Here is a 12076-nt window from a genome sequence, read left to right on the forward strand (position 1 = left end):
GTATTTTTCACGCGCTGAAGTGTGTAGCCGAGTAACCGCTGAACGCGTGATGGCACCTTGCCGTAGAGAAAGGTCACAGCCGAGGGTGACGTAAGCGTCACGGGAACAGTTGAGGTCCGAAGGAATGAGTGGCGCAATTGTTTCCAGGTATGACCCGGCGTGAAGAGAAGCAGCGATTACACCACCACTCCCCGTGCCTGGGTCTCAGCGAATCGGCCTGACAATAGACGGCGGGCCGATACGCCCTGGCGCCGGGTCTTTTGGCTGTGGAGCGTCGTTGTTCTCCACGCTGAGCGGGTATAGCGGGTTGCGCATGGCAATCCCCTGCATCACGCCGATGATGTCATTGAAAGGCACCGCCGGGCTGAGCAGGTAGCCTTGGATGTAGTCACAGCCATGCTTGAGCAGCAACTCGAACTGTGCCTGGGTTTCCACGCCTTCGGTAACCACCTGCAAGTGCAGGGTGTGGGCCATGCCGATAACCGCCTGGACGATTTCACTGTCTGCGGTGGATTTGGGAATGTCCTGGATAAACGAGCGGTCGATCTTCAAGGTGTTGAGCGGCAAGCGCTTGAGATAAGCCAGCGACGAATAGCCAGTGCCGAAGTCATCGATGGCCAGTGACACACCCAGGGCGCGAATTTGCCGCAACAGTGCCAGGGTGCTGCTGATGTTGCCCATCAGCGCATTTTCAGTGACTTCCAGTTCAAGTCGGTTGGTGCCTATGCCGGCGAAGCGCAGGGCGTCTTCGATTTCATCGGCCAGTTCGTCACGCGCCAGGTTCAACGCCGAGCAGTTTACCGCCATGATCAACTCGGTGTAGCCCCGGTCAGACAACAGGCTCAGGTCGTGACAGGCCTGGCGCAATACCCAGTGGTCCAGCTCGGCGATCAGCCCGTTGTTCTCGGCAATGCCGATAAAGCGGTCCGGAGCCAGGAGTCCGTGCTGGGGGTGTTGCCAGCGCACCAGGGCTTCCAGGCGCGTGACCTTGCCCAGCTTCATGTCGAAGATCGGCTGATAAAACAGCACCAGCTGGTTGCGCGTACGCAAGGCGGCGCGCAGTTCCTCCTCCAGTTGCAGCTCAAGGAACGCGCGTGTTTTCAGGTTGGAGCTGAAGAAGTGCAAGCTGTTGCGCCCGGCGTCCTTGGATTGGTACAGCGCCAGGTCGGCAGTTTTCAGCAGCTCTTCGCAGGTGTGGCCGTCCTCGGGAAACAGGCTGATGCCGATGCTGGTGGTCATCACCATGCGCCGGCCAGCCAGCTCGATGGGCTCTTTCATCTTCTGCATGATGCGCTGGGCCATCTGCCGGGCTTCGTCGCGGTGATGAATAGTGATCAGAATGCAGAATTCATCGCCGCCAAAGCGTGCCACTACATCTTCATGGCTGCGTATCGAGCCCTTGATATGCCCGGCCAGCACCGTGAGCAACTGGTCGCCCGCATCGTGGCCAAGGCTGTCATTGATGCGCTTGAAGTGATCAATGTCGAGAAAGATTACCGCCAGCATGCCTTGGCTTCGGGTTTTTTCCGCAACCTTTTCCGCGAAGATCTGATTGAAACCACGGCGGTTGAGCAGGCTGGTCAGCGCATCGAAGTGGGCCACTTGTTGCAGTGATGCGCGGGCCTGGTCGAGTTCGCTGAGCAGCGCATTGACCCGGCGCAGGTCCCGCTCTTTGTGCTGCAGCTTTTTATCTGCCAGGGCTGCGCTGACACTACTGCCGATCACCAGCAAGGTAATTACCGCCACCGACAACCCCAGTTGAATCGGGCTGCCATCCACCGGCAATGAAAGATCCGCGCCACCGGGCACCAGCATTTGCATGGCCGCCATGCCGGTGAAGTGCATGCTCAGGATTCCGGCTCCCAGCACCAGGCTGGCGGCGTATTTGAGCAACTGGTGAAACACGCCGGCTCCGTTGCGCAGGTAGCTGGACAGCAACAATGCCGCCAGGCTGGCGCCAATGGCAATCGCCACCGAGGCCAGGAACAGCCGTGTTTCGAAGTACACCTGGGCCTGGGAACGCATGGCCGACATGCCCACGTAGTGCATCAGCGCGATACCCAGCCCCATCCACACCGAAGCCACCAGGTACTGATGAAAACGCAGGTGGGTATGACTGAGGGTCTGCATCGCGAGCAGCGACGCGATCAGGGCGATCAGCAGCGAGGCGAACGTCATGATCAATTCGTAGTGAATGGCGATGGGGGCCTGGAACGCCAGCATGCTGATGAAATGGGTCGACCAGATTCCGCCTGCCAGGCAACCCGCGCCCAGCCAGCGCCAATGGCGGCGGGCGGTGGGGTCTTCGACATGGCCCACACGTTCGGCCATGTCCAGCGTACCGAAGCCCGCCGCGCAGGCGACCAGGTACGCCAGTAGCACCAGAAAGGGGTTATGACTGCAATTGAGTAATAAATGCCCACTGTCTGGAAGGTCGGTAAAAAAGTGCTGCCCCAGCCATTCCATAGCGTATCCCGTCATAGAGCCATGTCACTGCCAGAGGCGATGACCGATGAGATCGAGTATAGAAGTCTCCGAAGATTTGCCATGAATAATGGCGTTTTGATCTCAAATTATTTTGACATGCCTTCCATAGCGTTTGGTGCTAAGCGCTGATGGGCAAGTCGAGTTCGAAGTGTGGGGCTTCCAGCGGCGCCAGGCCGAATGCGGCACGGGCGGCGTCGCAATCGACATTTTGCACGCCCTGGCTCCAGGACGAGTCGAACTCACGGCATACGCTGGAGCGTTGCTCATAAATAGAGCAGCTGGTGGCCTGTCCGACTGCACCTTCAAGGCTGCAGCACCGTGCAGGTTTCTGATCGGTGCCGATCATCGCCACGCGGCTGGGGTTGATCTGCACCACCAGGTCATCGGGCACCGTGCCCCCGGACGAGGCGCACTCACCCCAGAAGAAAGACACGCGAAAGTGTGAACAGCAGGCACCGCAATTCAGACACGGACTGGCTTCGGACATGGGCGTCATCAATAAGAAAAGTAGGAGGAGGGTGCTACGAAAGGCTCGCCATTCTATCCGTGCCATCGCCATTGGGAAGAGGGGCACGCACTTATATTTTCGTGGGCAAAATCCGCTGTTGCCTGGGTGAAATCATGTCCTATCAGCTTTACGAATCATTACAGACAATCACTGACAGCCTGACTATGTTGCAGTGACCTGAGCAGGATGCATCGGGCATCGCAGCTCTCATAACAATAAAAGAGACGGACCCATGCAGAACTCGACCCAAGCGGCGAATGCCTGGCGCATTCTGTTCCTGCTGTTCCTCGCTAACCTGTTCAACTTTTTTGACCGCACCATTCCCGCGATCATCATTGAGCCCATCCGCATGGAATGGCACCTGAGCGACTTCCAGCTCGGTATCATCGGCACCGCTTTTACCATCGTCTACGCCATTGCCGGGCTGCCGCTCGGGCGCCTGGCCGACACCGGTTCACGCAGCAAGTTGATGGGTTGGGGCCTGTTCGCCTGGAGTGGGCTGACGGCGGTCAACGGCATGGTCGGCAGTTTCTGGACCTTCCTGCTTGTGCGCATGGGCATTGGCATCGGCGAAGCCAGCTATGCACCCGCGGCCAATTCGCTGATTGGCGACCTCTTTCCCGCCCACCGCCGTGCCAGAGCCATGGGGATTTTCATGCTTGGCCTGCCGTTGGGCCTGTTGCTGGCGTTTTTTACGATCGGTGCGATGGTCAAGGCGTTCGACAGTTGGCGCGCGCCCTTCTTTATTGCGGCGGTGCCGGGTCTTATCCTTGCGGTGTTTATGTTCTACATAAAAGAACCCAAGCGTGGTGCGGCGGAAACCGTGCAAGTCTCCCAAGAGCGCGTCGACCGCCCGATCCGTCGCGTGCTGGCTGTGCCGACCTTTCTGTGGCTGGTGCTGGCCGGGTTGTGCTTTAACTTTGCCACCTATGCGTGCAACTCGTTCCTGGTGCCGATGCTGCAGCGCTATTTCCTCATGCCGTTGCAGGACGCGGCCGTCGCGACGGGTGTCATCGTCGGCCTGACCGGTTTGGTGGGCTTGACGCTGGGGGGCTGGATTGCCGACAAGATTCATCAGCGGGTCGCCAATGGCCGACTGTTGTTCGCCGCCTTCAGCTTGATCATCTCCACGGTCACCACCGCCTGGGCATTGCATGCCGGGCGTGTCGAAATCGGGGTGTTTGTCGCGCTGTTCAGTGTGGGCTGGCTGTTTGCCTACAACTTCTATACCTGCGTGTATACCGCGATCCAGGACGTGGTCGAACCACGCTTGCGCGCAACGGCGATGGCGCTGTTCTTTGCCGGGCTGTATCTGCTCGGCGGTGGCATGGGGCCGGTGGTGGTCGGGGCGTTGTCCGATCACTTTGCCCATTCAGCGATGTATGCGGCTGGGGCGCAGCAGATGACAGAGGCTTATAAAGCGGTAGGCTTGCATGACGCCATGTACCTGATTCCAGTGGCGTTGTTCTTGACCATGCTGTTTCTGTTCCAGGCCTCGCGCAGTTTTGTGCGTGATGCCAAGCGGATGAAGGAAGGGTTGAGTGCGGTTGAGGTGCCGGCAGCGGCGGCAACGGCGTGAGACCGAGTGATCGTTCCCATGCTCTGCGTGGGAACGCCGCTCTGGACGCTCTGCGTCCGCTTAAAAGTCGTGACGCAGAGCGTCACATGATGCATTCCCACGCCGAGCGGGGGAACGATCTCTAGGCCGGATAGCCGACGCTGTTCTAACTGACGTGCCGCGATCTAAATGTGGGAGCTGGCTTGCCTGCGATGACGGCCTGATAGCCGACACCCATCTACCTGGTACACCACGATTAACCTGTGGGGGGGCTTGCTCGCGAAGGCGGCCTAACATTCAACACAGTTGGACCGGGTACATATCCGTTATTTAGGTAACGGCCACCTAGGGTTCCGCCCTGACGGCGGCTCACTTTGCAAAAGCGGCAAAGTAAGCAAAACGCTCTTGCCCCACCACTCGGCACCTCGCCTAGGCTCGGTGTGCCCGAACGCAGTCTTGAATCCGTGGGCCGCCGCCACGCGCCATCCATGGCGCGGGGCGGCTAACCCGGCGTCCTGCCGGGTTACCCACGAATTCAAGCCTGCGTTCGGCCAGCGTGGTTTAACGGGGCGCCTGAGATCAAGATCACAAGCAGATCAAGATCAAGAGCGGCTCGCTTCGCATCGTGGTTACTGTCGATCGCTTCAGAGTTGTGGAGATATCTATGCCGCGATGAGGCCGGCAAGGCTAATAAAAAGGCCCGCATTGCGCGGGCCTTTTACGTTCAGCGGATTATCAACCCGCCACCAACACCCGAATCGCTTCCAGTCGCAGTGCCGCTTTATCGAGCATGGCCAGGCCTTGCTCGCGCTGGTTACGCAAGGCGACCAACTCGCTGTCTCGCACGGTCGGGTTGACCGCTTGCAGCGCGGTCAGGCGCGCCAGCTCTTCGTCGGTGTCTGCCGCCAGGCGACGCTTGGCTTCGGCTACACGCTCGGCGTGACGCGGGGCGATCTTCTCTTCACCGGCGTTGATGCGCGGTGTGAGTTGGTCGCGCTGCGCCTGTACGAATTTGTTCGCGCTGGCCCGTGGCACGCTTTCCAGCTGGTCATTCAAGGTTACGAACGACACGCGGCCCGACAGGTCATTACCGTTGGCATCCAGCAGGCAGCGTAAGGCGGCCGGTGGCAGGTAGCGACCCAGTTGCAGGGAGCGCGGGGCGACCACTTCGCTGACATACAGCAGTTCAAGCAATACGGTGCCTGGCTTGAGCGCCTTGTTCTTGATCAGTGCCACGGCGGTGTTGCCCATGGAACCGGACAGCACCAGGTCCATGCCGCCTTGCACCATCGGGTGCTCCCAGGTGATGAACTGCATGTCTTCGCGCGACAGCGCCTGGTTACGGTCGTAGGTGATGGTTACACCCTCGTCGTCCCCCAGGGGGAAGCTGGCGTCGAGCATTTTTTCGCTGGGCTTGAGGATCAGCGCGTTTTCCGAATGGTCTTCGCTGTCGATGCCGAACGCGTCGAACAGGGTTTCCATGTAGATCGGCAGGGCGAACTGGTCGTCTTGTTCGAGGATGTCCTCGACCAGTGCATCGCCTTCGCCAGCGCCGCCTGAATTGAGTTCGAGCAAGCGGTCGCGACCGGTGTGCAGCTCCTGCTCCAGGCGCTCGCGCTCGGCACGGGCTTCGTCGATCAGGGCTTGCCACTCGCCGTCGTCGGCGGCTTCCAGCAAGGGCACCAGGCGTGGGCCGAACTGATGCTGCAAGGCGTTGCCGGTCGGGCAGGTGTTGAGGAAGGCATTGAGCGCCTCGTGGTACCACTGGAACAGGCGCTCTTGCGGGCTGGTTTCCAGGTAGGGCACGTGCAGTTCGATCACGTGTTTCTGGCCGATCCGGTCCAGGCGCCCGATGCGCTGTTCCAGCAGGTCGGGGTGGGACGGCAGGTCGAACAGCACCAGGTGATGGGAGAACTGGAAGTTGCGGCCTTCACTGCCGATTTCCGAGCAGATCAGCACCTGGGCACCGAACTCTTCATCGGCAAAATAGGCAGCGGCGCGGTCACGCTCCAGAATATTCATGCCTTCGTGGAATACCGTGGCCGGGATGCCGGAGCGCACACGCAGGGCGTCTTCCAGGTCCATGGCGGTTTCGGCGTGGGCGCAGATCACCAGGACCTTGGTGCGCTTGAGCATTTTCAACTGGTCGATCAGCCACTCGACCCGAGGGTCGAAACGCCACCAGCGGTTCTCTTCCTCGATGTCCGGTTGCGCCTGGAAGCTGACTTCCGGGTACAGCTCGGCGTGTTCGCCCAGGGGCAGTTCGAGGTATTCGTCCGGGTTCGGTAGCGGGTAGGCGTGCAGCTTGCGCTCGGGGAAGCCTTGCACCGCAGCACGGGTGTTGCGAAACAGCACGCGGCCGGTGCCGTGGCGGTCCAGCAGTTCACGCACCAGGCGCGCGCTGGCCTCGGTGTCGCCATCGTTGACGGCGGTGAGCAGGGCTTCACCTTCGTCACCGAGGAAGCCTTGAATGGTCTTGTGCGCGGTCGGCGACAGGCGGCCCTTGTCCAGCAGCTCCTGCACGGCTTCGGCCACCGGGCGATAGTTTTCGCTCTCGGCGCGGAAGGCTTGCAGGTCGTGGAAGCGGTTCGGGTCCAGCAGGCGCAGGCGTGCAAAATGGCTGTCCTGGCCCAGTTGTTCCGGGGTGGCGGTTAGCAGCAGCACGCCAGGAATCACTTCGGCCAGTTGTTCGACCAGCGAGTATTCGGCGCTGGCCTTGTCTTCGTGCCACACCAGGTGGTGGGCTTCGTCGACTACCAGCAAGTCCCAGCCGGCGGCGAACAGCGCGTCCTGGGCCTTCTCGTCGTCCACCAGCCATTCCAGCGCAACGAGTGCAAGCTGGGTGTCTTCGAACGGGTTGGTGGCATCGCTTTCGATAAAGCGCTCTTCATCGAACAGCGCAACCTGCAGGTTGAAGCGGCGGCGCATTTCCACCAGCCATTGGTGCTGCAGGTTTTCCGGGACCAGGATCAGTACGCGGTTGGCACGGCCCGAGAGCAGTTGGCGATGGATCACCAGGCCTGCTTCGATGGTCTTGCCCAAACCCACTTCGTCCGCCAGCAACACGCGTGGCGCGATACGGTCAGCGACTTCGCGGGCGATGTGCAGTTGGTGGGCAATCGGTTGGGCGCGTACGCCACCCAGGCCCCACAGCGAGGACTGCAACTGGCGGCTGGTGTGTTCCAGGGTGTGGTAGCGCAGCGAGAACCACGCCAGCGGGTCGATCTGCCCGGCGAACAGGCGATCACTGGCCAGGCGGAACTGGATGAAGTTGGACAGTTGGGTTTCTGGCAGGGTGACCTGCTCGTTCTGCCCATTGAGGCCGTGGTAGACCAGCAGGCCATCGACGTCGTCGACTTCCTGTACGGTCATTTTCCAGCCTTCGAAATGGGTGATGGTGTCACCCGGCGAAAACCTCACGCGAGTGAGGGGCGCATTCCGTAGCGCATACTGGCGAGTGTCGCCAGTGGCCGGATAGAGCACGGTCAACAAGCGGCCGTCCTGTGCCAGAACGGTGCCTAACCCCAGCTCTGCTTCGCTGTCACTAATCCAGCGTTGCCCCGGTTGATACTGCTGCGCCATGCTGCCTGACTCCCGCCGTGAAAAAGCCGACTATGTTAACGGAACACGGCCCGGCGCCCAAGAACTCTGACAAAAACTACGCTGTTTGTACGGGCAGGCGGAAATTGAATCGACGGGTGGCGGGCACTTGAGAGTGTCGACTGAGTCACAGCTTGGCACGCGGGTGCTCAAGTCGCCCTGCCACCCGCCGACAGCCTGTTGATCAGGAGAATAATTATCATGCTGCCACCCATGCTGCCCGTCAGTGTTGTGCCGGTCACGTCGCAACTCGACCCGGCACGCCAGAAACCGGATATTCCGCCGGTGGTGCCCATTCAACCGGGCTCCAACGAGAGCACGATCGACCTGAAAAAAGGCGATGCCGAGCAATCGACCTTTCTGCTGCGCGAAGAGCAGCGTCGCCAGCAGGAGCAGCAGAAACGCCGGCGCGAAGCCGACGACGACGCGGAGCAGCATTTGCCGATTCCCGGCGACTTGCTCAACGCTGACAACACCGTGCCCGTGGCGCCGCTGATCGAAGACGCGCCGCGCCAGGGCCTGTGGGTGGATATCGAGGTCTAACCGTTCAGTTCGCGCAGGGCCTTCACCAGCAGCTCAATATCGTCATCGGTGTTGAGCGGGCTGACGGAGATGCGCGCAATGCTGTTCAACCCACGTGCTTGCATATCCAGCGGGGTGTAGGCCACGCCATTGGCGCCGATGTTGATGCGCTTGCAGGCCAGGCGTTGCTTGAGTTCAAAGCTGTCCCAGCCGGCCAGGTTGAACGCGATCAAGCCTGAATGCGTTCTGCCTAAGTCATGCAAGGTAATTCCCGGTATCTGACGCAGTGCTTCGCGGATTCGCGCGCTGGTCTTCGAGACCCTTTGCCATACTTGCTCAATCCCCAGTTGATTGATCTCGTGCAACGCATTGCCCAGGCCGGCCAGCAGGGCGAAAGAGACTTCGCTGGTTTCAAAGCGCCGGGCGTCGTTGCGCAGGTCGAAGCCTTCTGCGGTCCAGGGCGCTGAAAACACGTCGCGTTGGGCCGGGTTCAGATGCGGCAGAAAATCCGGCCTGATATACAGCAGCGCGGTACCGCGAGGCCCGCGCAGGTGTTTGCGGCCGGCAGACTTGAGCACATCGCACTGCAACGCTTGTACATCCACCGGCACCTGGCCGACGGCTTGGCCCGCGTCGATGAAGTAGGGAATGGTATGCCGCCTGGCCACATCGCCGATGGCCTGGGCCGGGTTGATCAAGCCACCGTTGGCCGGGAGCCAGGTGAGGTCGATCAGCTTCACCTTTGCATCCAGCATCGCCTCCAACGCCACCGGGCAGGCCGCGCCGCTGGCATCGCACGGGATGACCTCCACCCGCGCCCCGGCTTGAACGGCCAGTTCCATGCTCGCCAGGTTACCGCCCCATTCGTGGCGCCCCACTAGAATACGATCGCCCGGCTGCCATGGCCCCAGCGCCTGGAAGGCCATGCTCCAGGCCGTCGAGCCACTGCTGGCGAAGGCAATCGATGAGGCGGGCGCATTGAGCAGTTGGCCGGCGGCTCGGCGGGCATTTTCCACTAAGACGGCACCCTGTTCTCCGGCCTCCATCGGGCCGTCGCGGGCTTCGCGTTGCAGCTGTTCGATGATGGCGTCGAGCGTCGCCTGGCTGGGCAAGGATGCCCCGGCGTGGTTGAAGTGCACGATGCCGGACTGGCAACCGGGCGTGGCTTCTCGCAAGTGCTGGACTTGCAGCGGGGTCATGGCTGCAGCTCGAAAATGGCGTCCACTTCCACGGCGACACCAGCCGGCAGACTGCAGACCCCTACGGCGGTGCGCACGTGCCGGCCCTTGTCGCCGAGGGCATTGACCAGCAGGTTCGAAGCGCCATTGGCGACCAGGCTTTGGCGCTGGAAGTCGGCGCTGCTGGCAATGAACACGCCCAGGCGCAGGATGCGCACCACCCGCGACAGGTCATCGCCCAACGCGTCGCTCAATTGCCCCAGCAGGCCCAGCGCCGCCAATTCCGCCGCTTGGGCGCCATCTTCATCGCTGAGAGAATCGCCCAGCCGGCCAAGGTAGGCAGGTTTGCCATCGGCCATGGGAATTTGTCCCGAGATGAACAGCTGGTGTTGGCTGATCACATGATTGACATAGTTGGCAGCGGGTTGGCTGGGCGTGGGCAGTGTCAGGCCGAGGGCGTGTACGCGCTGGCGGATGGAGTCGGTCATGGTGAAATCCTCTGGTGTCAGAAGGTTCCAGCATGTTGGCGGTGGCGAGGGGCGACAAACGGATAGATCTCAACCGACGTATCTAAAAAACTCACGCGTCGGCACACGCCTGCTTCAACCACTGGCTGAAGCATTCAGCCGCCTCACTGAGCGGACCCTGAGGTGCGATCAGCCAATAACCGATCTCGCTGTGATAGGGCGGCCAGTCAAAGGCCTCCACAAGGCTGCCGTCGTGGAGCCTGCGTTCAATCAGGCGATGGCGGCCCATGGCGATACCCTGGCCGGCCACGCTCGCTTCGACCACGATGTTGTAGTCATGCAGCATCACGCGGGGGTGGTGATCAAGGTTGACCTGGTAATGGGTCGACCAATCGGTCCACTCGAAAGGGCGGTGCGAGGTCGCCATCAACAACGGGCCTGTGGCGACCTGTCTGGCCTTGAACGCCGGGCTGCATACCGGTGACAGGGTTTCGGTCATCAGGCGTGTGGCGAGCACGTCGGGCCAGTCGCCCTTGCCGTAGCGGATGGCCAGATCAACTTCGGCCGTGGCGACGTTGGCCAATTGAATCGCGGGCAGCAACTCCACCTGGATATGCGGGTAGCACCGTAGAAACTCGGCTAGGCGCGGCGCCAGCCATAACGTGGCAAAGGATGCCAGCAAGCCGATACGCAACACACTGGCGCTGGGCGCACCCCGTTGGTTGCGCGTCGCAGCGGCGATGGCGTCCAGGGCAGGGCGGATTTGCGCGTAGTAATCTTGCCCGGCCAACGTCAGGTCAATCGCACGGGTTCGCCGGATAAACAACGGTTTGCCCAGGTGGTGTTCGAGCTTATGTACCTGGTGGCTCAGCGCGCTTTGGGTCACCGACAACTCGTTGGCCGCCTTGATAAAACTCAAGTGCCGCGCCACGGCCTCGAAGGCGCGCAGGGCCAGCAGCGGTGGAAGGTCGTTGTGCAAGGCCACCTGGATGCGCCTCCTGGGCAGGGTAGAAAATGCCGATTTTGGTCGATGGCCTGCATTTTGTCGCCCGCTTAATTGCCGTCGGGCGGGGCAGGCCGCATTATTGAGGCATTCCCGCCACGACGTAAGCCAAGCCATGAGTGATGACGACAAGCTGATCGACCTGAACGCCGAACGTGCCAAGCGCGTGCACGACCTCAATGACAAACGCTTGAATGAAGTGCGCCAAGCCTTTGAACAAGCCATGCCCTTGGGCAAGCCCAAGAAAAAGTCCAAGAACAAGCCGAAAAAACGTTGAAACGCCCTGCATCCATTGATGCAGGTCAGTTATTCCCCTTCTTTACGCCCCGTTGTGGGCGACATTGATCCTGGTCAATTTCCCACTGCGCCTTCTCCATTAACTTAGCCCTATCGCAACAGGGCAAGTGCAGGAGGCCGGTCATGTTTTTCGATAATGTGGTTTTCGCCGGAGTGCTGACTGTTAGCCTCATGGTGCTGTTTTTTGTAGGGTTTGGATTTTTTATCTGGAAAGACGCGAACAAGCGTAAAAAACCTTAAGTCTTTCCGGGTTACATGAGCACGCAAGGCATTTTGGGCGACTTCGGTCGCCCTTTTTTTTGGCTCGTTCCCACGCTCCGCGTGGGAATGCATCCTGTGACGCTACGCGTCACCCGTGCGCGAGTGGGACGCGGAGCGTCCGTGGCGGCATTCCCACGCAGAGCGTGGGAACGAGCATAAAAAAAGGTGCGACCCTCGCGGATCGCACCTTTTTTA

The 12076-nt window shown here is 60.7% G+C and carries 10 protein-coding genes; 4 read left to right on the plus strand and 6 right to left on the minus strand.

The annotated features are described in order from the left end of the window. Nucleotides 1-204: 204 nt before the first annotated feature. Together JFT58_RS08175 and JFT58_RS08180 are read right to left on the minus strand one after the other, a co-directional pair. Entirely contained in the window at nucleotides 205-2466 is a 2262-nt protein-coding gene (locus tag JFT58_RS08175; RefSeq protein WP_054898406.1) for a putative bifunctional diguanylate cyclase/phosphodiesterase, read from the minus strand. A 139-nt stretch (nucleotides 2467-2605) separates the two neighbouring features. After that, nucleotides 2606-2974, minus strand: coding sequence for a YkgJ family cysteine cluster protein (locus tag JFT58_RS08180; RefSeq protein ID WP_054898407.1), 369 nt, complete (start codon nucleotides 2972-2974; stop codon nucleotides 2606-2608). A 253-nt stretch (nucleotides 2975-3227) separates the two neighbouring features. Between JFT58_RS08180 and JFT58_RS08185 the strand changes: the two genes are divergently transcribed. Then, nucleotides 3228-4574, plus strand: a complete 1347-nt coding sequence (locus JFT58_RS08185; RefSeq protein ID WP_034125959.1) for a spinster family MFS transporter — start codon at nucleotides 3228-3230, stop codon at nucleotides 4572-4574. A 714-nt stretch (nucleotides 4575-5288) separates the two neighbouring features. On the opposite strand, the gene rapA is transcribed toward JFT58_RS08185, so the two are convergent. Next, on the minus strand, nucleotides 5289-8135 hold the full coding sequence (gene rapA / locus JFT58_RS08190; protein ID WP_054898408.1) for an RNA polymerase-associated protein RapA: 2847 nt from the start codon (nucleotides 8133-8135) through the stop codon (nucleotides 5289-5291). A 219-nt stretch (nucleotides 8136-8354) separates the two neighbouring features. Here rapA and JFT58_RS08195 point away from each other — a divergent pair, with 219 nt between their 5' ends. Continuing rightward, nucleotides 8355-8696 carry a hypothetical protein gene (locus JFT58_RS08195; RefSeq protein ID WP_054898409.1) on the plus strand — a complete coding sequence of 114 codons (342 nt, stop codon included), beginning with the start codon at nucleotides 8355-8357 and terminating at the stop codon, nucleotides 8694-8696. Here the strand turns inward: JFT58_RS08195 and JFT58_RS08200 are convergent. From JFT58_RS08200 to JFT58_RS08210, 3 genes are all read right to left on the minus strand, one after another. Then, nucleotides 8693-9874 carry an aminotransferase class V-fold PLP-dependent enzyme gene (locus JFT58_RS08200; RefSeq protein WP_054898410.1) on the minus strand — a complete coding sequence of 394 codons (1182 nt, stop codon included), beginning with the start codon at nucleotides 9872-9874 and terminating at the stop codon, nucleotides 8693-8695. The two genes, JFT58_RS08195 and JFT58_RS08200, sit on opposite strands and share 4 nt — an antisense overlap. Further along, the gene (locus JFT58_RS08205) at nucleotides 9871-10341 is read right to left on the minus strand and encodes a RidA family protein (RefSeq protein ID WP_054898411.1); all 471 of its coding nucleotides are present in this window, start codon (nucleotides 10339-10341) and stop codon (nucleotides 9871-9873) included. The genes JFT58_RS08200 and JFT58_RS08205 overlap by 4 nt, the downstream gene beginning before the upstream one ends. Before the next feature lie 91 nt (nucleotides 10342-10432). Further along, on the minus strand, nucleotides 10433-11305 hold the full coding sequence (locus tag JFT58_RS08210; RefSeq protein ID WP_054898412.1) for a LysR substrate-binding domain-containing protein: 873 nt from the start codon (nucleotides 11303-11305) through the stop codon (nucleotides 10433-10435). A 133-nt stretch (nucleotides 11306-11438) separates the two neighbouring features. Here JFT58_RS08210 and JFT58_RS08215 point away from each other — a divergent pair, with 133 nt between their 5' ends. Both JFT58_RS08215 and ccoM read left to right on the plus strand, forming a co-directional pair. Further along, complete coding sequence (locus tag JFT58_RS08215; protein ID WP_005785860.1) at nucleotides 11439-11600, plus strand: hypothetical protein; 162 nt, start codon at nucleotides 11439-11441, stop codon at nucleotides 11598-11600. A 143-nt stretch (nucleotides 11601-11743) separates the two neighbouring features. Then, entirely contained in the window at nucleotides 11744-11860 is a 117-nt protein-coding gene (ccoM, locus tag JFT58_RS30670) for a cytochrome c oxidase subunit CcoM (RefSeq protein ID WP_019817835.1), read from the plus strand. Nucleotides 11861-12076 lie beyond the last annotated feature (216 nt).

Source organism: Pseudomonas sp. MF6767 (assembly GCF_016405475.1).
GTDB classification, from domain to species: domain Bacteria; phylum Pseudomonadota; class Gammaproteobacteria; order Pseudomonadales; family Pseudomonadaceae; genus Aquipseudomonas; species Aquipseudomonas paracarnis.